Source organism: Streptomyces sp. NPDC048462 (assembly GCF_043200175.1).
Classification (GTDB): Bacteria; Actinomycetota; Actinomycetes; order Streptomycetales; family Streptomycetaceae; genus Streptomyces.
Genome location: NZ_JBICXG010000017.1, coordinates 104,743 through 127,949 on the forward strand (window position 1 = coordinate 104,743; position 23,207 = coordinate 127,949).

General features: G+C 69.5%; 21 protein-coding genes and 1 tRNA gene. 8 read left to right on the forward strand and 14 right to left on the reverse strand.

The features are described 5' to 3' along the window. Nucleotides 1-153: 153 nt before the first annotated feature. From pknB to ACGFU6_RS26245, 6 genes are all read right to left on the reverse strand, one after another. Nucleotides 154-2,148: a Stk1 family PASTA domain-containing Ser/Thr kinase gene (pknB, locus tag ACGFU6_RS26220; protein ID WP_393614342.1), complete on the reverse strand. Its 1,995-nt coding sequence runs from the start codon at nt 2,146-2,148 to the stop codon at nt 154-156. A 167-nt stretch (nt 2,149-2,315) separates the two neighbouring features. After that, nucleotides 2,316-3,776, reverse strand: coding sequence for a peptidoglycan D,D-transpeptidase FtsI family protein (locus ACGFU6_RS26225; RefSeq protein WP_393614344.1), 1,461 nt, complete (start codon nt 3,774-3,776; stop codon nt 2,316-2,318). Continuing rightward, complete coding sequence (locus ACGFU6_RS26230) at nt 3,773-5,182, reverse strand: FtsW/RodA/SpoVE family cell cycle protein (protein WP_393614346.1); 1,410 nt, start codon at nt 5,180-5,182, stop codon at nt 3,773-3,775. The genes ACGFU6_RS26225 and ACGFU6_RS26230 overlap by 4 nt, the downstream gene beginning before the upstream one ends. Nucleotides 5,183-5,205: 23 nt before the next feature. Next, the gene (locus tag ACGFU6_RS26235; RefSeq protein WP_393614347.1) at nt 5,206-6,702 is read right to left on the reverse strand and encodes a Stp1/IreP family PP2C-type Ser/Thr phosphatase; all 1,497 of its coding nucleotides are present in this window, start codon (nt 6,700-6,702) and stop codon (nt 5,206-5,208) included. 129 nt (nt 6,703-6,831) lie between these two features. Beyond that, nucleotides 6,832-7,347 (reverse strand): FHA domain-containing protein, encoded by a 516-nt coding sequence (locus ACGFU6_RS26240; RefSeq protein ID WP_123524894.1) that lies wholly within the window; start codon nt 7,345-7,347, stop codon nt 6,832-6,834. A gap of 10 nt (nt 7,348-7,357) precedes the next feature. Then, on the reverse strand, nt 7,358-8,251 hold the full coding sequence (locus ACGFU6_RS26245) for an FhaA domain-containing protein (RefSeq protein ID WP_393614349.1): 894 nt from the start codon (nt 8,249-8,251) through the stop codon (nt 7,358-7,360). 317 nt (nt 8,252-8,568) lie between these two features. Here ACGFU6_RS26245 and ACGFU6_RS26250 point away from each other — a divergent pair. Then, nucleotides 8,569-8,651 (forward strand) — tRNA-Leu (locus ACGFU6_RS26250). A gap of 339 nt (nt 8,652-8,990) precedes the next feature. On the opposite strand, the gene ACGFU6_RS26255 is transcribed toward ACGFU6_RS26250, so the two are convergent. Then, complete coding sequence (locus ACGFU6_RS26255) at nt 8,991-9,602, reverse strand: FMN-dependent NADH-azoreductase (RefSeq protein WP_393614350.1); 612 nt, start codon at nt 9,600-9,602, stop codon at nt 8,991-8,993. Between the two features lie 123 nt (nt 9,603-9,725). On the opposite strand from ACGFU6_RS26255, the gene ACGFU6_RS26260 reads away from it, so the two are divergent. The 4 genes from ACGFU6_RS26260 to ACGFU6_RS26275 all read left to right on the forward strand — a co-directional run bounded on the left by ACGFU6_RS26260 (nt 9,726) and on the right by ACGFU6_RS26275 (nt 13,162). Continuing rightward, nucleotides 9,726-10,073, forward strand: a complete 348-nt coding sequence (locus tag ACGFU6_RS26260) for a helix-turn-helix domain-containing protein (RefSeq protein WP_250968736.1) — start codon at nt 9,726-9,728, stop codon at nt 10,071-10,073. 198 nt (nt 10,074-10,271) lie between these two features. Then, a complete protein-coding gene (locus ACGFU6_RS26265) occupies nt 10,272-11,723 on the forward strand; it encodes a DUF2252 domain-containing protein (protein WP_393614352.1) in 1,452 nt (483 codons plus the stop codon). Nucleotides 11,724-11,781: 58 nt separating this feature from the next. After that, the gene (locus tag ACGFU6_RS26270; RefSeq protein WP_393614354.1) at nt 11,782-12,771 is read left to right on the forward strand and encodes a J domain-containing protein; all 990 of its coding nucleotides are present in this window, start codon (nt 11,782-11,784) and stop codon (nt 12,769-12,771) included. A 46-nt stretch (nt 12,772-12,817) separates the two neighbouring features. Beyond that, complete coding sequence (locus ACGFU6_RS26275; protein ID WP_393614355.1) at nt 12,818-13,162, forward strand: rhodanese-like domain-containing protein; 345 nt, start codon at nt 12,818-12,820, stop codon at nt 13,160-13,162. 62 nt (nt 13,163-13,224) lie between these two features. On the opposite strand, the gene ACGFU6_RS26280 is transcribed toward ACGFU6_RS26275, so the two are convergent. From ACGFU6_RS26280 to paaA, 6 genes are all read right to left on the reverse strand, one after another. After that, nucleotides 13,225-14,412 carry an acyl-CoA dehydrogenase family protein gene (locus ACGFU6_RS26280; RefSeq protein ID WP_393614417.1) on the reverse strand — a complete coding sequence of 396 codons (1,188 nt, stop codon included), beginning with the start codon at nt 14,410-14,412 and terminating at the stop codon, nt 13,225-13,227. Between the two features lie 129 nt (nt 14,413-14,541). Then, nucleotides 14,542-15,600 carry a 2Fe-2S iron-sulfur cluster-binding protein gene (locus ACGFU6_RS26285; protein WP_393614357.1) on the reverse strand — a complete coding sequence of 353 codons (1,059 nt, stop codon included), beginning with the start codon at nt 15,598-15,600 and terminating at the stop codon, nt 14,542-14,544. Then, nucleotides 15,601-16,107 carry a 1,2-phenylacetyl-CoA epoxidase subunit PaaD gene (paaD, locus tag ACGFU6_RS26290; RefSeq protein ID WP_393614358.1) on the reverse strand — a complete coding sequence of 169 codons (507 nt, stop codon included), beginning with the start codon at nt 16,105-16,107 and terminating at the stop codon, nt 15,601-15,603. Further along, entirely contained in the window at nt 16,101-16,802 is a 702-nt protein-coding gene (gene paaC, locus ACGFU6_RS26295) for a 1,2-phenylacetyl-CoA epoxidase subunit PaaC (protein ID WP_393614360.1), read from the reverse strand. The genes paaD and paaC overlap by 7 nt, the downstream gene beginning before the upstream one ends. Then, on the reverse strand, nt 16,799-17,089 hold the full coding sequence (gene paaB, locus ACGFU6_RS26300) for a 1,2-phenylacetyl-CoA epoxidase subunit PaaB (protein WP_123524905.1): 291 nt from the start codon (nt 17,087-17,089) through the stop codon (nt 16,799-16,801). The genes paaC and paaB overlap by 4 nt, the downstream gene beginning before the upstream one ends. Beyond that, a complete protein-coding gene (gene paaA / locus ACGFU6_RS26305) occupies nt 17,086-18,138 on the reverse strand; it encodes a 1,2-phenylacetyl-CoA epoxidase subunit PaaA (RefSeq protein WP_393614361.1) in 1,053 nt (350 codons plus the stop codon). The genes paaB and paaA overlap by 4 nt, the downstream gene beginning before the upstream one ends. A 114-nt stretch (nt 18,139-18,252) precedes the next feature. Between paaA and ACGFU6_RS26310 the strand changes: the two genes are divergently transcribed. The 3 genes from ACGFU6_RS26310 (at nt 18,253) to ACGFU6_RS26320 (ending at nt 21,193) form a co-directional block, all read left to right on the forward strand. Then, nucleotides 18,253-19,089, forward strand: coding sequence for a DUF5819 family protein (locus tag ACGFU6_RS26310; protein ID WP_393614363.1), 837 nt, complete (start codon nt 18,253-18,255; stop codon nt 19,087-19,089). Further along, nucleotides 19,086-20,447 carry an HTTM domain-containing protein gene (locus ACGFU6_RS26315; protein WP_393614365.1) on the forward strand — a complete coding sequence of 454 codons (1,362 nt, stop codon included), beginning with the start codon at nt 19,086-19,088 and terminating at the stop codon, nt 20,445-20,447. Before ACGFU6_RS26310 ends, ACGFU6_RS26315 begins: the two co-directional genes overlap by 4 nt. A gap of 92 nt (nt 20,448-20,539) precedes the next feature. After that, nucleotides 20,540-21,193, forward strand: coding sequence for a TrmH family RNA methyltransferase (locus ACGFU6_RS26320; RefSeq protein WP_393614367.1), 654 nt, complete (start codon nt 20,540-20,542; stop codon nt 21,191-21,193). A gap of 224 nt (nt 21,194-21,417) precedes the next feature. Here the strand turns inward: ACGFU6_RS26320 and paaN are convergent, their stop codons facing one another. Next, nucleotides 21,418-23,118 (reverse strand): phenylacetic acid degradation protein PaaN, encoded by a 1,701-nt coding sequence (gene paaN / locus ACGFU6_RS26325; protein WP_393614368.1) that lies wholly within the window; start codon nt 23,116-23,118, stop codon nt 21,418-21,420. Nucleotides 23,119-23,207 lie beyond the last annotated feature (89 nt).

The following is a 23,207-nucleotide window of genomic DNA, read 5'->3' on the forward strand; positions in this document are numbered from 1 at the left end:
GGTACCCCGTACCCCGTGAGGCCGCGCCTCCGTACCTGGCGGGGCGCACCCACCACGGCACAGCGCAGGGCCCCGGTCACCGTTTCGGTGCCGGGGCCCTGCGCTGTGTCCGTGCCCGGAAGGGACCGAGGCGCGGACGGGGGGTGTCGTCGGTCAGTGCCGGGAGCCGGACGGGCCGCCGAAGATGTTGCCGTCTCCGTCGCCGCCCTCCATGGTGGTCAGCTGGACCGCGCTGCCCTTGTCCACCGGGGTGTTGGGGGGCGGATTGCTGATGATCACCCTGGCGTCGGGCTTGTCGACCGAGTTGGGGCCGAGCGTGACCGTCAGGCCCAGGCCCTCCAGCTGCCCCTTCACGTCCTGGTAGGACTTGCCGACGATGTCACCCGGAATCGTGACCTGCTCGGGCTCCGGCGGTCCCTTGGAGACCTTCAGGATGATCGAGGTGTCCTTGCCGGCCTTCGTGTTGGCTGCCGGGTTCTGCCCGACCACCTCGTTCGCGGGCTTCTCGGAGTCCTGCTCGGACCTGCCGATGTTGGTGAAGCCGAGCGAGTTGAGCTGGGCGACAGCGTCGTCGTACTGGCGGCCGTCCAGGGGCGGCACCGTGAGCAGTTTCTCCGTCGCGACCGAGATCTGGACCTCGGAGTTCTTCTCGGCCTTGGCGTTGCCCTTGGGGGACTGGTCCAGGACGGTGCCCACCTTGGCGTCGGCGGACTCCACCGACTTCACGTTGACCGTGAAGCCCTGGTCCTCCAGGAGCTTGCGCGCGCTGTCCTCGGACTTCTCCGTGACGTCCGGGACGCTGACCTTCGGCGCACCGGTGGAGACGAAGACCGTCATGGTGTCGTTCTCCGCCATCTGCTCGTCAGGCGTCGGAGTCTGACGGCAGATCTTGTTCTTCGGCTGGTCCTTGCACGCTTCCTTCGGGCCCTCCTTGAGCACGATGTTGGCGTTGTCGGCGAGCCGCTGAGCTTCCTTGACGGTCGAACCGACCATGGTGGGCGCGGCGAACGTGTCGGGGCCGCTGTTCGAGTCACCGAAGACCTGCTTGCCGATCAGCACCGCGCCGATCAGCACCAGGATGCCCGCGACGACCAGCAGGATCGTCGAGGTGTTGCTCTTCTTCTGACGGCGGCGGTCCGGCCGGTCGTCGTAGCCGTAGCCGCCGTCGTCCGGGTTGACCGGGGGCAGCATCGACGTCTGGGCGCCGTTCTGGTCCCCGGACCGCAGGGCGGTGGTGGGCTGGTCGTTGCCGTACCCGTCGTAGCCGCCGTAGCCGGCCGCGCCCATCGCCGCAGTGGCGGCGACCGGCTGGCCGTCGAGGCAGGCCTCGATGTCGGCGCGCATCTCGTCGGCCGACTGGTAGCGGTAGTCCGGGTCCTTGACCAGGGCCTTCAACACGATCGCGTCCATCTCGGGCGTGATCTCGGGGTCGAAGTTGCTGGGGGTCTGCGGCTCTTCCCGTACGTGCTGGTAGGCGACCGCGACAGGTGAGTCACCGATGAACGGAGGGCGGACCGTCAGCAGCTCATAGAGCAGGCAACCCGTCGAATAGAGATCCGACCGGGCGTCGACCTGCTCGCCCTTGGCCTGCTCCGGGGAGAGGTACTGGGCGGTGCCGATGACGGCCGAGGTCTGGGTCATCGTCATGCCGGAGTCGCCCATGGCGCGGGCGATGCCGAAGTCCATGACCTTGACCTGGCCGGTGCGCGTCAGCATGACGTTGGCCGGCTTGATGTCCCGGTGGACGATGCCCGCGCGGTGCGAGTACTCCAGCGCCTGGAGGATGCCGACCGTCATTTCGAGGGTGCGCTCCGGCAGCAGTCTGCGGCCGGAGTGCAGCAGCTCTCTGAGCGTCGAGCCGTCGACGTACTCCATGACGATGTACGGGATCGAGACCCCGTCGACGTAGTCCTCGCCCGTGTCGTACACCGCGACGATCGCCGGATGGTTCAGGGAGGCGGCGGACTGGGCCTCACGGCGGAACCGGGCCTGGAAGGACGGGTCGCGGGCGAGGTCCGCCCGGAGCGTCTTCACAGCTACGGTGCGGCCGAGCCGGGTGTCGTGGGCGAGGTATACCTCGGCCATGCCACCACGGCCGAGCACCGAGCCCAGCTCGTACCGGCCGCCGAGGCGACGCGGCTCTTCCATAACTGTTCCAGCCCTCTCCGTCAGTCCTGACCGCACCGGTGTGCGGTCCGGCGGTGTGCTGTTCGCGCATACGCTACCGGCCGCGTACTACGTGATCGGCCCGCAGCCCCTACCTGATATCCGACCGGTATCCCAACGTGCGGATATGGTGCCCGGCGTGACGGGCGTCACTTCTTGCCGTCGATGACGGCCTTCATGACGGCCTTGGCGATGGGGGCGGCCAGGCCGCCACCGGAGATGTCGTCGCGGGTGGCCTTGCTGTCCTCGACGACCACGGCGACGGCGACGGGGGAGCCGCTGTCGGTCTTCGCGTACGAGATGAACCAGGCGTACGGATTCTCGCTGTTGCCCAGACCGTGCTGGGCCGTACCCGTCTTGCCGCCGACGGTGACGCCGGGGATCTTGGCGTTGGTGCCCGTTCCCGACTCGACGACGGTCTTCATCATTTCCTGGAGCTTCTGGGCGTTCTCCCCCGACAGGGGCTGGCTGAGCTGCTCCGGCTCGTGGGTGTAGATGTCGTCCAGGCTGGGCGACTGCCGCTTGGCGACCATGTACGGCTGCATCAGCTTGCCGTCGTTGGCGACCGCGGAGGCCACCATGGCCATCTGGAGCGGGGTGGCGCGGTTGGACGCCTGGCCGATGCCGGCCATCGCGTTCTGCGGCGCGTTGTCCTTCGGGTAGACGCTCTCGGTGGCGCGGACCGGGGTGAAGACGTCCTTGTTGAAGCCGAACTTGTTGGCTTGGTCGATCATCTTCTGGTTGCCCAGGTCATCGCTGATCTTGCCGAAGACGGTGTTGCAGGAAATCCGCAGCGCTTCCCGGAGCGGGACGTTCTCACACTGGATGCTGCCCTCGTTCGGCAGGTCCTGGCTGGTCTGGGGCAGGCGGAAGGGCACCGGCGAATTCGTCTTGGCGTCGATGTCGGTGTAGAGCCCGTTCTCCAGGGCGGCTGCCGCGGTGACGATCTTGAAGGTCGAGCCGGGCGGGTAGGTCTCGCGCAATGCCCGGTTGAGCATCGGCTTGTCCTTGTCCTTCTGGAGCGCCTGCCAGGCCTTGGAGTCCTTGTCGGAGTTGCCCGCGAAGGTGGAGGGGTCGTACGACGGCGTGCTGGCGAGCGCCAGGATGGCACCGGTCTGCGGGTCCAGGGCGGCGACGGCGCCCTTCTTGTCACCCAGCCCCGTGAAGGCGGCCTTCTGCGCGGCGGAGTTGAGCGTGGTGACGATGTTGCCGCCCTGCTTCTTGTCGCCGGTGAACAGCGATTTGGTCCGGTCGAAGAAGAGCTGGTCGTCGTTGCCGGTGAGGATGCCGTCCTCGATCTTCTCGATCTGCGACGCGTCGAACGCCTGCGAGGAGTAGCCGGTGACCGGTGCCCACATCGGGCCGTCCTGCCAGACCCGCTTGTACTTGAAGTCGCTGTCCTTGGTCTCCGTGGACCCGGTGACGGCCTTGCCCCCGTCGACGATGATGTCGCCGCGCTCGTGGGCGTACCGCTCGATGCGGACGCGGCGGTTCTCGTCGCGGGTGTTGAGCTCGTCGGCCTTCACGTACTGGAGGTAGTTGGTCCGCGCGAGCAGGGCGAAGATGAGGACGCCGCAGAAGATCGCGATCCGGCGCAGGGGCTTGTTCACGGTCGGACCACCTGGGTCATCTCGGCGTCGGAGGTCGGCGCGGGGGCCGGGGCGGGGCGGCGGGCGGTGTCGCTGATCCGGATGAGGATGGCGATCAGTGCCCAGTTGGCCAGCACGGAGGAACCGCCGTACGCGAGGAATGGCATGGTCATACCGCTGAGCGGGATGAGCCCCATGACACCGCCGGCGACGACGAAGACCTGGATCGCGAAGGCACCGGAGAGGCCGATCGCGAGGAGCTTGCCGAAGGGGTCACGAGCGGCGAGGGCGGTGCGGACACCCCGCTCGACGATCAGACCGTAGATCAGCAGGACGGCCATCATCCCGGCCAGCCCCAGTTCCTCGCCGACGGTGGAGAGGATGAAGTCCGCGTTGGCGGCGAACATGATCAGGTCCGAGTGTCCCTGGCCCAGTCCGGTGCCGAGTGTGCCGCCGGAACCGAAGGACATGAGGGACTGAGCGATCTGGTCGCTCTGCGCCATCGTCGCCTTGGAGAACGGTTCGAGCCAGGCGTTCACCCGCTCCTGCACATGAGGCTCGAAGGACGCCACACCCACCGCACCGGCCGCCGACATCACCAGACCGAAGACGATCCAGCTGGTCCGCTCGGTGGCGACGTACAGCATGACGACGAACAGACCGAAGAACAGCAGGGACGTACCGAGGTCGGTCTCGAAGACGAGGATCAGGATCGACAGGGCCCAGATGGTGATGATCGGGCCGAGGTCGCGTCCGCGCGGCAGGTACAGACCCATGAAACGGCGGCTGGCCAGTGCCAGCGCGTCCCGCTTCACCATGAGGTAGCCGGAGAAGAACACGGCGATGAGGATCTTGGCGAACTCACCGGGCTGGATGGTGAACGAGCCGACGCTGATCCAGATCTTCGCGCCGTTCACCGCGGGGAAGAACATCGGGATGACCAGCAGGATCAGCGCCGCGGCCATCGAGATGTACGTGTAGCGCTGGAGGATGCGGTGGTCCTTGAGGACGATCAGCACGGCGACGAAGAGCGCGACACCGATCGCCGAGTAAAGCAGCTGCTTGGGGGCGTCCGGGCTGTACCCCCCGTACAGGTACTCCGCACGCTGGATCAGCCTCGGCGACTGGTCCAGCCGCCAGATCAGCACCAGGCCCAGGCCGTTGAGCAGGGTGGCCAGCGGCAGCAGCAGCGGATCCGCGTACGGGGCGAACTTGCGCACCACGAGGTGAGCGACGCCGCCGAGCAGGATGAGCCCCGCTCCGTAGCCGAACATGCCGGACGGGAGGCTCCCGTCCATGGCGAGGCCCACGTTGGCGTAGGCGAACACCGAGATGGCGATGGCGAAGACCATCATCATCAGTTCGGTGTTGCGCCGGCTCGGTGCGTCGATCGCGCCGATCGTGGTCGTGTTGGTGACAACGCTCATAGTGCTGAAGGCCCCCTACGGCTTTACTGCTTACCGCACTGCGGGACCAGCTTCTTCTCTTCCTCCGAGAGGCTGGGACCAGGAGTGGGAGTCGCTGAAGTCTGGTTGGTCTTGGTGGTGCCGGACTTGTCGGACGACTTGATCGCGTCCGTGTCCGGACCGCCGGCCTGGCCCTCGTCACTGGGGGCGTTCTTCTCGGCTGCGCGGCGCTGTGCGTCCTTCTTGCAGGCAGTCGCCTGGGTGGAGAGTTCGGCGATCTTCTCGCGGGCGTCCGTGAGGCTGCCCTCGGTGATGGTCTCTTCGACCTGCTTGCGCTGGTAGGGCGGGAGGTACTTGAGTTCGATCTCGGGGTGGTCGTTCTCCACCTTCGAGAGCGAGACCCAGGCCAGATCCTGGCTGATGCCCCGGTACAGCGCGACGTTGTCGTTCTTCGCGCCTACGTAGAACTGGGTCTGCGTCCAACGGTAGCCGCCGTACAGACCGCCGCCGATGACCGCCAGCGCGAGCACGATGTACAGCGACCGCTTGAGCCACTTGCGGCCACCGGGCTTGACGAAGTCCTCGTCGGAGTAGGACCCGAAGGACCCGTCCGGCATTCCGTCGTAGCCGGAGTCGTCACCGCTGCCGGGAGGGCCGAAGCCCCCTGCGGGCGGCGGGACGGGGCGGCCGAGGCCGGCCGCCCGTCCGGCGGGGGTTTCCATCGCGCCGGCGTCGTTCAGCTGGGCGGCCTGGTTCTCCGCGACCGCGCCGACGATGACCGGGGTGTCGTTGAGCTGCCCCGCCAGGGTGTCGTTGGCGTCGACGTCGAAGACGTCCGCGACGATGCAGGTGATGTTGTCCGGGCCACCGCCGCGCAGCGCGAGCTGGATCAGGTCCTGGATGGTCTCCTGCGGCCCCTGGTAGCTGGCGAGGGTCTCCTCCATCGTCTGGTGGGAGACGACGCCGGAGAGGCCGTCGGAGCAGATCAGGTAACGGTCGCCGGCCCGGACCTCGCGGATGGAGAGGTCGGGTTCGACGTGGTCACCACTGCCCAGCGCGCGCATCAGCAGGGAGCGCTGCGGGTGGGTGGTGGCCTCCTCCTCGGTGATCCGGCCCTCGTCGACCAGCCGCTGCACCCAGGTGTGGTCCTGCGTGATCTGGGTCAGTACACCGTCACGCAGCAGGTAAGCGCGTGAGTCGCCGACGTGGACGAGACCGAGGCGCTGACCGGTCCACAGGAGGGCGGTGAGCGTGGTGCCCATGCCCTCCAGCTGCGGGTCCTCCTCGACCATCATGCGCAGCTGGTCATTGGCCCGCTGGACCGCCGTACCGAGCGAGGTGAGGATGTCGGAGCCGGGTACGTCGTCGTCGAGCTGGACGAGTGTGGAGATCACCTCGGAACTGGCGACCTCACCCGCGGCCTGTCCGCCCATTCCGTCGGCGATGGCGAGAAGGCGAGGTCCGGCATAACCGGAGTCCTCGTTGCCTTCCCGGATCATGCCCTTGTGCGATCCGGCGGCGAAGCGCAGGGAAAGACTCATGCGCACCTCGCCCGTCGGTTCGGGGTACAGCCGGTCTCGCGCCACACTGCCCACCCTCCGGTCGGGAGCCCGGCCGGGTCCGATGCCCGTGCCACCGCGGCTCGCTCGCTCCGCTCGCTCATTGTCGTACTACTTCCGCAGCTCGATGACGGTCTTGCCGATCCGGATCGGCGCGCCCAGCGGAACAGGCGTCGGGGTGGTGAGACGGGTCCGGTCCAGATACGTGCCGTTGGTGGACCCGAGATCCTCGACGATCCACTGACCGTCACGGTCGGGGTAGATCCTGGCATGCCTGCTGGACGCGTAGTCGTCGTCCAGCACGATCGTTGAATCATGGGCCCGGCCCAGCGAGATGGTCTGCCCCTGGAGCGCCACCGTGGTGCCGGTGAGGCTGCCTTCGGAGACGACCAGCTTTGTCGGTGCCCCCCGGCGCTGGCGGCCGGGCTGCTGGCGTTGCTGCGGTGGTGCCGCGGCGGTTTGGCGTGCCTGTGGCGGGCGTGCGTCGTTCGCAGTGCGGCGTGAGCCGCGCTGCGTCACGCGCGTTCCGAACAGGTCGCTGCGGATGACCTGGACGGCCACGATCACGAACAGCCACAGAACAGCCAGGAATCCTAGCCGCATGACCGTAAGGGTCAGCTCTGACATTGCCCCCGCTTCACCCTTCGGCTTGCCTGTAAACGATGGTGGTGTTGCCCACGACGATCCGCGAGCCGTCGCGGAGCGTAGCGCGGGTTGTGTGCTGCCCGTCTACCACGATGCCGTTGGTAGACCCGAGATCCTGGATCGTCGAGGGCGTTCCGGTCCGGATCTCACAGTGCCGGCGGGAAACGCCGGGGTCGTCGATCCGCACGTCGGCGTCGGTGCTTCGGCCCATCACCAACGTCGGGCGGGAGATCTGATGGCGGGTGCCATTGATCTCGATCCAGCGTCGCACCTGCGTGTTCGGCAGGGGGCTGGGATTGGCCGGCGGGCGCCGGTCGGATGAGGATGCCGCGGGACGCCCGGCGCCCGGCGGCGGGGTCGCGGGCATGGGCGGGGCGGAGGTGGGCGGGTAGCCGTACCCGCCGGGGGCCTGTGGAGCGGCGGGGCGCCCGTGGCCGGAACGAGGGGGGCCGGCCGACTGTCCGGGCTGGCTCTGGAATCCCTGCGGCTCGGGCTGGCCCTGCTGTGACGTACTCGACGCAAGAGTGCGGCTGCGTACCCGGTACAGGCCGGTGTCGAGATCGTCGGCCTTCTCCAGGTGGACCTTGATCGGGCCCATGAACGTGTACCGCTGCTGCTTGGCGTAGTCCCGGACCAGGCCCGAGAGCTCGTCGCCCAGCTGGCCCGAGTACGGGCTGAGCCGTTCGTAGTCGGGGGCGCTGAGCTCGACGATGAAGTCGTTGGGGACGACGGTCCGCTCGCGGTTCCAGATGGTGGCGTTGTTGTCGCACTCCCGCTGGAGGGCTCCAGCGATCTCGACAGGCTGCACCTCGGACTTGAAGACCTTGGCGAAAGTGCCATTGACGAGACCTTCGAGACGTTGCTCGAAACGCTTCATGACTCCCATGGGGCACCTCCTCCGGTGTCGTCGTCCCTGTACTGCTTACTGATCGTATCCACGCGTCGGGAAATCGGCTGGTTCCCCTTGTCTGCACTGCGGATGAGTGTCCCCCCTCACACGGATCGTAGAGGCGGCCTCCTGACAGTGTCCCGCACCTTGGGTGCACTCAGGAGGAGTGGGGGGCGCCGGGTCCGGGTTCCCGGTTCCCGTCAGGCGTTCGGCGAAACAATCGGATGTGAATCCGCCCTGTCCAGCGTGCTAATCTTCCTGATGTCGCCAGGGGCTCGCACCGAAAAGTGAGAGTTTCTGGAAACACCACTCATGCGCGAGTGGCGGAACGGCAGACGCGCTGGCTTCAGGTGCCAGTGTCCTTAGGGACGTGGGGGTTCAAATCCCCCCTCGCGCACAAGAGAGAAGCCCCGCAGACCACGGTCTGCGGGGCTTCTTCGGTTTGGTGCCCGGACCGGGCGCGGATGTGTGCGGAGCGCTTGGTTTCACGTGAAACGCCCGGTTGGTGCACGTTGGTGCACGTTGGTGGTGGTGGCGGCGGTCGGTTCGGGCGGTGGTGGCGCTGGCGGTCGTGCCGGGGGTCGCGCCGGTTGCGGGCCGGGCTGTCGGTCGTGCTTTTCGTCGGGCAGGGAGTGCTGGGATCGTTATACGGAAGGCCGGGACCCGGTGGGTCCCGGCCTTCCGTATGTGTGGGGGCTCAGCCGTGTGGAGCCTCAGTGTGTGGAGTCTCGGCGCTTCAGGCGGCGAGCCGGGATGCGAGGCTCTTGGCCTTCTCCGCGGCGTCGGTGAGCGCCTTCGCGCGGGAGGCCTCGGCGAGCGGGATCAGCTCGGCCATTCCCGGATTGCTGTGGGCCAGGGTCAGCTCCGGGACGATGAAGTCGACCTCCGCGCCGAACATGGACGTCAGCAGCGTCGCCAGGTAGTTCTGGACGAACTCGGCGCCCTCGCGAGGCGTGCCGGCGGCGTAGGAGCCGCCGCGGCTGGCGACGACGGTGATCGGGGTACCGGCGACGGGGCTGTCGGGGCCGGCGTTGTGGCCCACGACGATGACGTGGTCGAGCCACGCCTTCAGGGTCGAGGGAATCGAGAAGTTGTACATCGGTGCGCCGATCAGTACCGCGTCCGCGGCGGCCAGTTCGGCGGCCAGTTCACTGCGCAGCGGGTGCTCGGCGCCGGCGGCGGCGGCCGCGGCGTCCAGGTGCGGCAGCGGGTCGGCGGCGAGATCGCGGTAGACGACCTGCCCGTCGGGGTGCTGCTCGCGCCAGGTCTCCACGAACGCTGCGGTGACCTCGCGGGACGCGGATCCCTGAGGGAAGACGGCGGAGTCGAGGTGCAGAAGCGTGGCCATGGGAGTCTCCAGGGGGGTGGCGCGGCCTGCCGGTGAAGCGGACCGCTTTTTCGTATGTACCTAGTAATAACATAGTGACTTACTAATCGTAAGCCACTCGCTGTGGCGCAGTACCCTGGGCGTATGGCGGATCACAGCGAGCAGGCGTGCCGAAGGGTCGACGTGGGCATCAGCCGCGTCTTCGAGCTGTTCGGCAAGCGCTGGACGGGGCCGATCGTCTCCGTGCTGCTTCAGCAGCCCGTGCACTTCGCTGATCTGCGGCGAGCGATTCCCGGCATCAGTGAGCGCATGCTCTCGGACCGGCTGTCCGAACTGGGGACGGCGGGCTTGGTGGTGCGGGAGGTCGACGAGGGGCCGCCGCTGCGGGTTTCGTACCGCCTGACGCAGGCCGGTGCCGCGATGGAGCCCGCGCTGAAGGAACTGGGGCGCTGGGCGGAGACGCATCTGAAGGACGGCGCGGGCGACTGCTAGGGCCTCTCGTTCGGGTCGGGCCGGATCAGGTCGGATCAGGGGCGCGGGGCCTGGTGCCGGGAGTTGTCCACAGCTGCTCGGGGTGCTTGTCCACAGGGGGAGACGGTCGGCGGTGAACGGCGGTACCGTCGTCGGCAGTTGATGTTGGACCGGGTCGCCGGACGGCGGCTTCGGGCGAAGCCGGGGGAGCTGCGCGCCATGGGTGAGAGCGAAGCGACGGTGCCGGTACAGCGGGCTGTGGAGGGTGATCCGCGCATTCCGGTCGTGCCCGGGTTCGCCCGGCGCAGGCATCCGGAGGAGCCGGGTGGCCCGCAGTCGCCGCGCGAGGCGGGCAAGGCGCTCCGTGAGCGTGTGCCCCGGTCCGCACACGCCTCGCTGGTCCTGCCCGAGGACAGGCCCGACGCGGTCCGGGCGGTGGAGGAGTCGAACCGGGGCAGAGTGCCCGGGCTCACGCCGATCCGGGTGGGGCGCATGGCGGCCACCCCGTTCGCCTTTCTCCGGGGTTCGGCCGGGCTGATGGCCCACGACCTGGTGGGCACCCCCGTCACCGGGGTGGGAGCCCAGCTCTGCGGCGACGCCCACGCGGCCAACTTCGGCCTTTACGGCGATGCCCGCGGCAATCTGGTCATGGACCTGAACGACTTCGACGAGACCGTGTTCGGCCCCTGGGAGTGGGACCTCAAGCGCCTGGCCACCTCACTGGTGCTCGCGGGCCGTGAGGCGGGCGCGGACGAGGAGACGTGCCGCAGGGGCGCGTACGACACGGTGGGCGCCTACCGGCGGACGATGCGGCTGCTGGCCAAGCTGCCCGCTCTCGACGCCTGGAACGCCATCGCGGACGAGGAACTCGTCTCGCACACGGACGCGCGTGATCTGCTCGGCACCCTGGAGCGGGTCTCGGAGAAGGCCCGCAACAACACCAGCGCCCGCTTCGCCGCGAAGTCCACGGAGGACTCCGGGGACGGCGGACGCCGGTTCGTCGACGCACCGCCGGTGCTGCGCCGGGTGCCGGACGCGGAGGCCGCAGCCGTGGCGGCGGGGCTCGGTGGGTATCTGGGCACCGTCTCGCCGGACCGGGTTCCGCTGCTCGCCCGGTACGCGATCCACGATGTGGCGTTCCGGGTGGTCGGCACCGGGAGCGTGGGCACCCGGTCGTATGTGGTGCTGCTGCTGGATCACCGGGGTGAGCCGCTGGTGCTGCAGGTGAAGGAGGCCAGGCCCTCGGTGCTGGCGCCTCATCTGCCCGCTGTGGGGTTCGAGGTGCCGGAGGTGGGGCACGAGGGGCGCCGGGTGGTGCTCGGGCAGAAGCGGATGCAGGTCGTCAGCGACATCCTGCTCGGCTGGACGACCGTGGACGGCCGGCCCTTCCAGGTGAGGCAGTTCAGGAACCGCAAGGGCAGCGTCGACCCGGCGGCCCTGGAGGCCGGCCAGGTCGACGACTACGGCCGGATGACCGGCGCGCTGCTGGCCAGGGCTCACGCGCACAGCGCCGATCCCCGGCTCATCGCGGGCTACTGTGGCAAGAACGACGAGCTGGACGAGGCGGTGGCGGCGTTCGCCGTGACCTGTGCGGACCGCACGGAGGCGGATCACGCCGAGCTCGTGCGGGCGATCGCCGCAGGCCGCACACCGGCCGAGCCGGGGGTGTGAAGCCCGTCGCGCGGACCGCGCGTCTCAAGGGTGTGGGCCGTGGCCATACGCTGGACGAGTGACCCACGAAGCCGCCGGGGTGCCGACCACCCGGAACGACGATGACCGGCAGGACCAGGACTTGCAGGATCGGGACCGGCAGGACCAGGACCAAGACCGGCAGCACGAGCAGTCCGGCCGTCCGGCCGACGCGCACGCCCACGCGGACGCGCACGCCCACGCGGAGTCCGTTCCTCCCGTCGGGGCCTCGGCCGACGGCGGGCCTGCGGGTCAGGAGCGGCCCGAGGCGCGCCTCGCGCACGCTGTGCGGGTCGCCGAGCAGGCCCTGATCGAGTTCGAGATCGCGGTGGAGACCTTCCGGGTGGAGGTGGAGAACTTCTCCCGGCTGCATCACCAGCGCCTGGGCCCGATGTACACACGTCTCGACGAGCTCGATGCGCAGATCGCGGAGGCACGGGCGGCGATGACCGGCGATCCCGAGGATCTGCGCAAGGCGCAGGAGGCACGGGCGGTCGTGATGCCGATGCCCGGTGTCGACGAGCTGTTCCACGACTGGATGGACTCCGAGGGGCTCTCCCCCGAGGCGAGCGCGATGCTGACGGAGCAGCCCGTCAGGCCGCCGAAGCGGGTCCGGCCGACCGAGGAGGCCCGCAAGCTGTACCGCGAGCTGGCGCGCAAGGCCCATCCGGACCTGGCCCAGGACGAGGAGGAGCGGGCCCGCCGGGACGAGTTCATCACCCGCGTCAATGCCGCGTACGGGCGCGGGGACGAGGGGCTCCTCAAGGAGCTGGCCCAGGAGTGGGCGGCCGGGCCGGTTGCCCCGGAGGCTGAGCTGGGTGAGGCCGACGAGCTGTACGCCCGGCTGAACTGGCTGACCCAGCGCAAGGAACTGCTGACGGTGCTCGCCCAGGAGCTGGAGCAGAGCGCGATCGGCGCCATGCTGCGGATGGCCCCGGACGATCCGGATCACCTGCTCGAAGAGATCGCCGATCAGTTGCTGGGCGAGGTGTCGCGGCGCGAGGCGGAGCTGGCAGCTCTGGTGCAGTAGCGTTTCCGGGGATTTCGGAGCGTAATGACGAGAGAAGGCATGACCCATGAATTTCGGCCCGCTTCCCACGGTCGATGTCACGTCGGTGCCGGCGGACGGCCTCGTGCTGGACGTACGGGAGGACGACGAATGGGCGGCCGGGCACGTCGACGGCGCCCTGCACATCCCGATGAGCGGTTTCGTGGGCCGCTTCGGTGAGCTGACCGAGGCGGCTGAGGACGGCCGGCGCGTGCATGTGATGTGCCGGGTCGGCGGCCGGTCCGCCCAGGTCACCCAGTACCTGGTGCAGCAGGGCATCGACGCCGTGAACATCGACGGCGGCATGCTCGCCTGGGATGCGGCCGGGCGCCCGATGGTCACCGACACCGGCAACCCGGCCTTCGTCGTCTGACCTGGGCGTCTCCGGGTCTCGGGGCCCCGGACTCGGTCTTCCGGGGCCCGGCGCGGGTGCGTTCAGCCGAGGTCGAGGTCGAGGTCGGGGGAGTGCGCGGCCAGCAGGTCGCCCAGCGCCTCCTCGTGGGCGGCGGCCGGGCCGAGGGAGAGCTCGATCTGCTTCGCCCAGGCGTGGAAGCGGTGCAAGACGTAGTCGGTGTCCGCGCCGAAGCCCCCGTGCAGGTGCTGTGCCGTCTGCACGACCCGGCGGACCCCGTCCGAAGCCCAGATCTTCGCCACGCCGACATCGCCCGCAGGGGGCAGCGCGCCGCTCCCGCCGGTGGCGATCCGCCAGGCGGCCTGCCAGAGGGTCACCTCCATGGCCCGCAGATCGATGTAGCGGTCCGCGGCCTGTACGGCGACGGACTGAAAGGTCGCCACGGGGAAGCCGAACTGCTCGCGCTTGCCCGTGTACTCGCTCGTCATGGCCAGTACGGCCTCGCCAAGACCCAGCGCCAGTGCGCAGGTTCCGGTGGTGAGCAGTGCGTGCAGCCACTCCCAGGCACCGGCGGTGTCGATCAGCTCGCGGCCCGAGATCCGTACCGCGTCCAGCCGTACCTCACCGAACAGTTCGCCGCTGGTGGAGACCTGCTCCGCGATGCTGAGACCGTCGTGGCCGCGTCGGACGAGGGCCACGACTGCCCGTCCGTCCCCGGTGTGCGCGGGCACCGCGATCCAGTCCGCGGCCTGCGCCCACGGGACGGCCGACTGCACACCGTCCAGCACCCAGCCGGCTTCCGAGCCGTCGTCCCCGGCCGCCTCGTTCGCGGCGCTGTCCAGGCGGGCCGTGACGGCGAGTTCGGCCGGATCGTGGCCGGTGCGCCCATTGGCTCCGACGGTGAGGACCAGCTCACCGCGGCCGACGCCGGGCAGTAGCTCGGCGGCCAGCTTCTGGTTCCCGTAGCGCTGGAGCGCCATCGCGACCGCGCACGTCTCCAGCAGCGGGACCCGCGCGAGGACCTTCGCCGACTCGCGCAGCACCAGGCAGAGCGCGATCAGGTCGAGGCCCGCGCCGCCGTGTTCGGGCGACAGCGTCAGGCTCAGCAGGTCCCCGGTGGCGAGGCCGGCCCACAGCGGCCGGTCGATGTCCTCGGCCACCGCACCCGGTACGAGTGCGGGGCTGGGCACCGCGTCGGGTGCGACGCCGGAGAAGACCGCTCGTGCCGCCTCTGCGGCTGCCTGCTGTTCCTCGGTGTAGGTGAAGTCCACTGTCCTGGCCTCCCGCGAACCGCTGTGCTCGTACCGGACCTGACGGAGCGTCAAGATAGAACAGGTTCTACAAGAAGGGAACAGGTGCGGTCCGGGCGCACCGCGGGTGCGCCCCGCGGCGCGGGGCGGTCACCGGTCGAAGTCGAGCTCCACCTCCCCGGTCACCGGATGGGACTGGCAGGCCAGCACATAGCCGGCCCCGGTCTCTTCCGGTTCGAGCGCGAAGTTGCGGTCCATCCGCACCTCGCCCGAGACGAGGAAGGCCCGGCAGGTCCCGCACACGCCTCCCTTGCAGGCGTACGGCGCGTCCGAGCGGCTGCGGAGCACCGTCTCCAGCAGCGATTCGCCCTCCAGTACCGGCCACTTGCCCGAGCGGCCGTCCAGGGTGGCCGTGAGCATGCTGTCCGCCGGGGCCTCGATCCGGGGGCGGACCGTGGCGCTCGGTCCGTCGTCGACGTGGAAGATCTCCTGGTGAATACGGGCCCGCTCGACTTCCAGCCCGTGCAGCGCGCTCTCGGCGGCCCGGACCAGACCGAGCGGGCCGCACAGATACCAGCCGTCCACATCGGCCACCGGGAGCAGTGCGGGCAGCAGACCGGCCAGCCGGTCGCGGTCCAGCCGGCCCGAGGGGAGACCCGCCTGCTGCTCCTCCCGGGAGAGCGCGGTGACCAGCTGGAACCGGTCCGGATAGCGGTCCTTGAGGTCGGCGACCTCGTCCAGGAACATCGTCGACGCGGCGGTCCGGTCGCTGCGGATCAGGCAGAACGACGCGTCGGGTTCCCGGGCCAGCAGCGTCGCCGCGATGGACAGCACCGGGGTGATCCCGCTGCCGCCGACGACCGCCGCGAACAGCCCGGCGCGCGGGGTGAGCACGAAGCGGCCCATCGGGGGCATCGCCTCGACCTGATCGCCGACCGCGAGCTCCTTGAGCGCGTACGTGGAGAACGCCCCGCCGTCGACGAGCCGGATGCCGACCCGCAGTCGCGGCTCGGCCGGCCGCTCGGTGGCCGGCGCGCAGATCGAGTACGAGCGGCGGACCTCCTCACCGTCGACGACGTAGCGGACATTGAGGTGCTGGCCGGGCTTGTGGCGGAAGGTCTCGCGCAGATCCGGCGGCACGGCGAAGTCGACAGCGACCGAATCGTCCGTGAGCCGTTCGATCGCGCTGACCCGGAGCGGATGGAACATCTACAACTCCTTGAAGTGATCGAACGGTTCACGGCATGTCACACACCTGCGCAGCGCCTTGCAGGCGGTGGACGAGAACCGGCTCAGCAGCTCCGTGTCGGTGGAGCCGCAGTGCGGGCAGCGCACGGACAGGGCGAGCGGCACGGGTCCGGCTGCGGGCGGGGCCGCGTCGTGCGACCGGGGAGGCGCTATGCCGAACTCGGTCAGCTTGCGGCGCCCTTCCGCGCTGATGTCGTCCGTGGACCAGGCCGGGGTGAGGACGGTGACCACGGAGACCTCGGTCATGCCGTGGTCGAGCAGCACGCGCTCGATGTCCGTGGACATGGCCTCTATCGCGGGGCAGCCGGTGTAGGTGGGGGTGAGCCGGACCGTGACGCGGCCCGGTGCCAGCACCTCCACGCCCCGGAGCACGCCCAGCTCCTCCAGGGTCAGCACCGGCAGCTCGGGGTCGGGGACGGAGCCCGCGAGGGTGCGCAGCTCCTCCTCGAGCGCCGTCCCGGTCACCATGACGCCCCCGGGTGGCTGCGGTGCAGATGCTGCATCTCGGCGATCATCCGGCCGAAGGGCTCCGTGTGGATGCCCTGCCGGCCGGCTCCGGCCGTCCAGGCGCCGGACTGCGGACCGGTGGGGACAGCCAGCCCGGCCTGCTCCAGAACCGTGGTGACGGACGCCAGCCAGTCGCTCCGCAGGGCGTTCCAGTCCACCTCGACCCCTTCGACGGGCTGGAACAGCTCCCCGGTGAAACGCCAGAGGACGTCCACCGCGCGCTGCATCCGGTCGTGGCTCTCCGGCGTGCCGTCACCGAGGCGCAGCGTCCACTGCTCGGCGTGGTCCCGGTGGTAGGCGACCTCCTTCACGGCCTTCGCCGCGATGGCGGCGAACTCGCCGTCACCGGCTGCCAGCCGCTCGTACAGCCCGTGCTGGTGGATGGAGAAGTAGAGCTGGCGGGCGATGGTGTGGGCGAAATCGCCGTTCGGCTGCTCGACCAGCTGGACGTTGCGGAAGGCGCGTTCCTCGCGCAGATACGCCAGCTCGTCCTCGTCCCCGACGAGGGAGAGGAGCAGACGGGCCTGGCCCAGCAGGTCCAGGGCGATGTTGGCGAGGGCCACTTCCTCCTCGAGCACGGGGGCGTGGCCCGCCCACTCCCCCAGCCGGTGCGACAGCACCAGCGCGTCGTCGCCCAGGGCGAGGGCCGCGGTCACAGGTGCTTCACCCCGTCCGGGATCTCGTAGAACGTGGGGTGCCGGTAGGGCTTGTCACCGGCCGGTTCGAAGAAGGTGTCCTTCTCGTCCGGCGAGGACGCCGTGATCCGGGCGGACGGCACCACCCAGATGGAGACCCCCTCGGACCGGCGCGTGTACAGATCGCGTGCGTTGCGCAGCGCCATCTCGGCGTCCGGGGCGTGCAGACTGCCGGCGTGGGTGTGGGAGAGGCCACGCCGTGAGCGCACGAACACCTCCCACAGCGGCCAGTCGGTCGAGCTGCTCATGCTGTCGCCTCCCCATTCGGTACGACCGTGTTCGTTACGGCGGTGTTCGGTACGACGGTGTTGGGTGCGACTGCCGTGTGTTTGTGTGCGTAGGCGGCGGCGGCCTCGCGGACCCAGGCACCTTCCTCGTGCGCTCGGCGGCGCTGGGTGAGGCGCTCTTCGTTGCACGGGCCGTTGCCCTTCAGGACCTCCTGGAACTCGGTCCAGTCGATCGCCCCGAAATCGTGCTGACCGCGCTCCTCGTTCCAGCGGAGGTCCGGGTCGGGGAGGGTGAGCCCCAGTACCTCCGCCTGCGGGACGCAGATGTCGACGAAACGCTGTCGCAGCTCGTCGTTGGAATGCCGCTTGATCTTCCAGGTCATCGACTGGGCGGAGTGCGAGGAGGCGTCGTCCGGCGGGCCGAACATCATCAGGGACGGCCACCACCAGCGGTTCACCGCGTCCTGGGCCATCTCGTGCTGTGCGGCCGTGCCGCCGCTGAGGGCCAGCAGCAGTTCGTAGCCCTGGCGCTGGTGGAAGGACTCCTCCTTGCAGATGCGGACCATCGCGCGGGCGTAGGGGCCGTAGGAGCAGCGGCACAGGGGCACCTGGTTGGTGATCGCCGCGCCGTCCACGAGCCAGCCGATCGCGCCTACGTCCGCCCAGGTCAGGGTGGGGTAATTGAAGATCGAGGAATACCGCTGGCGGCCCGCGTGGAGCTTGTCGAGCAGCTCCTCACGGCCGGTGCCGAGGGTCTCGGCCGCGCTGTAGAGGTAGAGCCCGTGTCCCGCCTCGTCCTGCACCTTGGCGATCAGGATCGCCTTGCGGCGCAGCGAGGGCGCACGGGTGATCCAGTTGGCCTCGGGCTGCATGCCGATGATCTCGGAATGGGCGTGCTGGGCCATTTGCCTGACCAGCGAGGCGCGGTAGGCATCGGGCATCCAGTCACGCGGCTCGATGCGCTCCTCCGCCGCCACCGCGGCGTCGAAAGCCGCCGCCAGGGCCCCGTCCGCCCCATCGGTACTGCCCGCTGTCGCCTGCGCTGTCTGGCCCGCAGTCAATGCCGCCATCCCGGACTCCCTACCGACCGATCGTTCGGTTCAATGTCTTCAATGGTGAGTCTGCGGCCCGTAGGGTGTCAACCCTGTGGATAACTGACCGGGATCGACGGGGATCGGGGCGGGATGGATTCGTACGACGACAGGGGCGTCGGCGGTAGGGACGGACGCGTTTCCGGCCCCGGTTCAGGGCCGGCTCCAATGGTTCCCGACCCCCGCACCGAGCCCGGTCCGGAACCGGGTCCCGGTACGGATCGTGGTCCGGATTCCGGTCCGGAGCTTCGTGGCGAACCCGGTCCGGAGCCCCGTTCCGGAATCGCCGGGCTGTCGTTTCCGTACCAGGTCGCCGCCGCTGTGGCTCTCGCGGTCATCGGCCTGGTCACCTGCACTCAGCTGGCGATGGTGTTTCTGCACGTCGCCCCCTCCAACACGCTGACCAAGCAGCACGGCAAGGGGGTCGACCAGTGGATCTACCCCGAGTTCGAGCAGAACTGGAAGCTCTTCGCCCCCAATCCGCTCCAGCAGAACATCGCCGTGCACGTGCGTGCTGAGATAGCCGGCCCCGACGGCCGCCGTACCACCCCCTGGATGAGCCTCTCGGGCGAGGACGGCAAGGCGATACGCGGCAATCCGCTGCCCAGCCACGTACAGCAGAACGAGCTCCGCCGGGGCTGGGACTTCTACCTCGGGTCCCACGACAACCAGAACCGGGCCAACGGGCTGCGCGGCACCCTCTCCGAGCAGTACATCCGCCGGATAGTCATGCTGCGCCTCAGCGAGCACGACTACGGCGGCACCGTCGAACGGATCCAGGTCCGCTCCGAGGTGCGGTCCGTCGCGGCCCCTCCGTGGAGCGACGAGAAGATCAGTACGAAACCGTCCTACCGGGTGCTGCCGTGGTGGACCGTCACCGCAGCCGACCTCCCCGAGGGCTCGGCGGACCCGAAGGAGACGGACCAGTGAGCACGCCAGGACCGGTGAGCACGCCAGGACCGGTGACCACATCCGGACCGGTGAGCACGCCCCGGCGCACGAGCGGGCTCGCCCGGGGTATCCAGCGCGTCACCGCCTCGTCCCTCGGCCCGTATCAGAGCGCCGTCATCCGGATCGGCTTCTCGGCCACGTACCTGCTGTTCCTGCTGCGGGAACTGCCGCACCGCCACGAGATGTACGGCCCCGGCGCCCCGTGGCGCTGGGACATGGCGGAAAAGCTGATCTCCAACAACCAGGCCTTCACCAGCCTCATGTGGACGGACAGCACCGTCTGGTTCGAGATCGTGTACGCGCTGGCGCTGATCTCCGCCGCGTTGCTGCTGGTGGGCTGGCACAGCCGCGCCATGTCCGTCCTGTTCATGGCCGGAGTGCTGTCGCTGCAGAACCGCAGCATCTTCATGGGTGACGGCGGCGACAACGTCATCCACCTGATGGCGATCTACCTGGTGCTGACCCGGTGCGGGCAGGTCTGGTCGCTGGACGCCCGCCGTGCGGCGCGCCGGGCGCGGGCGGCGCTGACCGCGGACGGCGGCGCCGACGCAGATGCGGTCAGGGGCGAGCGTGCACCGCGCGTGGATGTGGCCGGGCCGCTGCTGTGGGTGGCGTTCGGGGCCGTACTGATCTGGGCCACGGTGACGGACGGCCTGGGCGGAACCGTGTGGCTGCCGGTGCTGTTCTGGATTCTGTGGACCGGGCACGGGGTCTGGTGGGCCGTGAACCGGTACGCGCCGCACAGCGAGCCGCGCACCCTGCTCGACGTCATCGCCAACCTCGCCCACAACGCCACCCTCGTCGTGATCATGGCTGAGGTCTGCCTGATCTACTCGACCGCCGGCTGGTACAAGATCCAGGGTTCGAGGTGGCAGGACGGTACGGCGCTGTACTACCCGCTCAAGCTGCACTACTTCACGCCGTGGCCCGGCCTCTCGGACCTCCTCGCCTCGAGCGGGGTGATGGTGATGGTGCTGACGTACGCCACGGTCATCGTGCAGGTCGCGTTCCCGTTCACCCTGTTCAACCGGCGGGTCAAGAACGTCCTGCTCGTCGTGATGATCGGCGAGCACGCCGGCATCGCCCTGCTGCTGGGGCTGCCCTTCTTCTCGATGGCCATGATCGCGGCGGACGCCATCTTCCTGCCGACCGTCTTCCTGGTGTGGCTGGGCAGCCGGGTGGCGCTCGGGCGGCAGCTGTTGTCCCGGGGGCGCGGCAAGGTCCCGGGGCCCCGGGACGCGGACAAGGGACTTGACGGGGCAGGGCGCCGGGACGGAGCCGGGGGCGGGGAGGCGACGGAGCGCAGTGGCAGCGGGGGCCATACGCTCGTCGGGTGAGCAGTGAGACCGGGAGCACCGGCAGTACGAGCGGTATCAGCAGTACGAGCGGTACCAGCGGTCCCAGTGGGAATCCGTCGTCCGATGAGTCCGTGGTGGACGAGCCGGCTCAGTACGACGACGGGTTCGGGGCCGAGATCGGCGTCGGGCCGCACCCGTTGCCCTGGCCCGTGGGCGAGCGTTACGACCCCGAGCTGCTCGCCCACGGCGACCGGCGCAATGTGGGCGACGCGTACCGGTACTGGACCCGGGAGGCGATCGTCGCCGATCTGGATCTGCGGCGGCACGATTTCCATGTGGCGGTGGAGAACTGGGGGCACGACTTCAATATCGGCTCGGTCGTGCGTACCGCGAACGCCTTTCTCGCCAAGGAGATCCACATTGTGGGGCGGCGGCGCTGGAACCGTCGTGGGGCGATGGTCACCGACCGCTACCAGCACGTCCGCCACCATCCCGACACCGCAGATCTGACCGCCTGGGCCTCGGCCGAGGGGCTGCCGATCATCGGCATCGACAACCTGCCGGGTGCCGTGCCGCTGGAGTGGACCGTGTTGCCGCGGCGGTGCGTGCTGCTGTTCGGGCAGGAGGGGCCGGGGCTGACCGAGGAGGCGCGCGCGCACGCCTCGATGGTGTGCTCGATCGCGCAGTTCGGGTCCACGCGGTCGATCAATGCGGGGGCTGCGGCGGCGATCGCGATGCATGCGTGGGTGCAGCGGCATGCGGATATTCCTGGGGCGGGCGCGTAGGTGCCGGTGCCGGTGTGAGGGCAGGGCTGGGGGTGGGTGGGGCCTGCGGCCGGCCTTCCCCTACCCGCCCCTTCCCGTAACCGGGGGCGCTGCCCCCGGACCCCCGGTCCTCAAACGCCGGACGGGCTGAGAATGCGGGCTGGGCCCGGGGGCGGCGGGTGGGGTTGGGAATGTGGACGGGCTGGTATGGGCGGTTGAGCTCCCGGGGTGCCGGGGAGGGGTTGTCAGCGTTGGCGGCGGACTTCCAGGGTGCGGAAGCGGTTGGATACGAAGGCTCCGTCGCACAGGGCGGCGTTGGCTGCCGGGTTGCCGCCCGAGCCGTGGAAGTCGGAGAACGCAGCCGTCTGGTTCACGTACACCCCGCTTGTGAGGTTGAGCGAGAGCTGGGCCGACTCGTCCAGGCAGACGTCCACCAGCGAGCTCTCCACCTCCGGTGACGTGGTGTACGCGCCCACCGTCATCGCGCCCTTGTCGCGGATCGTGCGGCGCAGCAGCTCCACGGCGTCGGCCGTCGACTCGACCGCGACCGCGAACGAGACCGGACCGAAGCACTCCGACAGGTAGGGGGAGTCGTCGTCCGGCTTGGCGCCGTCCAGCTTGACGATCAGTGGCGTACGGACCACCGCCTCCGGGAAGTCGGGGTTGGCCACCTCCCTTGAAGGCAGGGCGACTTCGCCCAGTTGGGCGGCGGCCTCCAGGCGGGCCCGCACCTCGGGGTTGACCAGGGCGCCGAGCAGGGCGTTGGCGCGCGCGTCGTCCCCGAGGAGCCCGGTGACGGCTGCGGCGATGTCGACGACCACGTCGTCGTACGTTTTGTCGCCGATGTCCGTCGTGATGCCGTTGCGGGGAATCAGCAGGTTCTGCGGGGTGGTGCACATCTGGCCGCTGTAGAGGGAGAGCGAGAACGCCAGGTTGGAGAGCATGCCCCGGTAGTCGTCCGTGGAGTCGAGGACGATCGTGTTGACCCCGGCCTTCTCCGTGTAGACCTGCGCCTGAAGGGCGTTGGCCTCCAGCCAGTCGCCGAAGGCGGTGGAGCCGGTGTAGTCGATGATCCGGACCTCCGGGCGGAGCGCCAGGGACTTGGCGATTCCCTCGCCCGGCCGTTCGGCGGCCAGCGCGACCAGGTTGGGATCGAAGCCCGCCTCGGTGAGCACCTCGCGCGCCAGCTGAACCGTGAGGGCCAGCGGGAGCACCGCACGCGGGTGTGGCTTGACCAGGACGGGATTGCCCGTGGCGAGAGAGGCGAAGAGGCCGGGGTAGCCGTTCCACGTGGGGAAGGTGTTGCAGCCGATCAGCAGGGAGACACCGCGGCCTGCCGCGGTGAACGTCTTGTGCAGCTCGATCGGATCGCGCTTGCCCTGCGGTTTCGACCAGTCCGCGGTGTGCGGGGCGCGGGTCTGCTCCTCGTAGGCGTACGCCACCGCCTCCATGCCTCGGTCCTGGGCGTGCGGCCCACCGGCCTGGAACGCCATCATGAAGGCCTGCCCGCTGGTGTGCATCACCGCGTGGCCGAACTCATGGGTACGGGCGCTGATCCGGGCCAGGATCTCCAGACAGACCAGGGCCCTGGTCTCGGGGCCGGCCTCGCGCCAGGCCGGCATGCCCGCGCGCATCGCCGGGATCAGGACATCCGGATCGGCGTGCGGGTACTCGACGCCGAGCTCGGGCCCGTACGGCGAGATCTCCCCGCCCGTCCACCCGTCGGTGCCCGGCTGGCCGAGGTCGATACGGGTGTTCAGCACGGCGTCGAAGGCGGCCTTGCCCTCGGCGGCACCCAGGCTGCCTGGGGTACCGCCCTCGCCGTACGCCTTCGGGTGCTCGGGGTGCGGGGACCAGTAGGCACGCGAGCGGATCGCGTCGAGGGCCCGGTCGAGCGTGGGGCGGTGCTTCTCGGTCAGCAGGTGCGGGGAGAGCTCGGCGGCCATGACGGACCAACTCCTCATCGAGCTGGGCAGGGACGGGCGGACAGAGTTAGAGTAACCGAACGATCGGTCGGGACAAGGGGCCCCACGAA

Excerpts from the sequence above, each read along its gene's own strand:
- ACGFU6_RS26285 (WP_393614357.1), bottom strand. The coding sequence starts at position 15,600 with ATGTTCCATCCGCTCCGGGTCAGCGCGATCGAACGGCTCACGGACGAT.
- ACGFU6_RS26275 (WP_393614355.1), top strand. The coding sequence starts at position 12,818 with ATGAATTTCGGCCCGCTTCCCACGGTCGATGTCACGTCGGTGCCGGCG.
- ACGFU6_RS26260 (WP_250968736.1), top strand. The coding sequence starts at position 9,726 with ATGGCGGATCACAGCGAGCAGGCGTGCCGAAGGGTCGACGTGGGCATC.
- ACGFU6_RS26265 (WP_393614352.1), top strand. The coding sequence starts at position 10,272 with ATGGGTGAGAGCGAAGCGACGGTGCCGGTACAGCGGGCTGTGGAGGGT.
- paaD (WP_393614358.1), bottom strand. The coding sequence starts at position 16,107 with ATGGTGACCGGGACGGCGCTCGAGGAGGAGCTGCGCACCCTCGCGGGC.
- ACGFU6_RS26235 (WP_393614347.1), bottom strand. The coding sequence starts at position 6,702 with ATGAGTCTTTCCCTGCGCTTCGCCGCCGGATCGCACAAGGGCATGATC.
- ACGFU6_RS26255 (WP_393614350.1), bottom strand. The coding sequence starts at position 9,602 with ATGGCCACGCTTCTGCACCTCGACTCCGCCGTCTTCCCTCAGGGATCC.
- paaA (WP_393614361.1), bottom strand. The coding sequence starts at position 18,138 with ATGGCGGCATTGACTGCGGGCCAGACAGCGCAGGCGACAGCGGGCAGT.
- ACGFU6_RS26240 (WP_123524894.1), bottom strand. The coding sequence starts at position 7,347 with ATGTCAGAGCTGACCCTTACGGTCATGCGGCTAGGATTCCTGGCTGTT.
- ACGFU6_RS26230 (WP_393614346.1), bottom strand. The coding sequence starts at position 5,182 with ATGAGCGTTGTCACCAACACGACCACGATCGGCGCGATCGACGCACCG.
- pknB (WP_393614342.1), bottom strand. The coding sequence starts at position 2,148 with ATGGAAGAGCCGCGTCGCCTCGGCGGCCGGTACGAGCTGGGCTCGGTG.
- ACGFU6_RS26245 (WP_393614349.1), bottom strand. The coding sequence starts at position 8,251 with ATGGGAGTCATGAAGCGTTTCGAGCAACGTCTCGAAGGTCTCGTCAAT.
- paaB (WP_123524905.1), bottom strand. The coding sequence starts at position 17,089 with ATGAGCAGCTCGACCGACTGGCCGCTGTGGGAGGTGTTCGTGCGCTCA.
- paaN (WP_393614368.1), bottom strand. The coding sequence starts at position 23,118 with ATGGCCGCCGAGCTCTCCCCGCACCTGCTGACCGAGAAGCACCGCCCC.
- ACGFU6_RS26310 (WP_393614363.1), top strand. The coding sequence starts at position 18,253 with ATGGATTCGTACGACGACAGGGGCGTCGGCGGTAGGGACGGACGCGTT.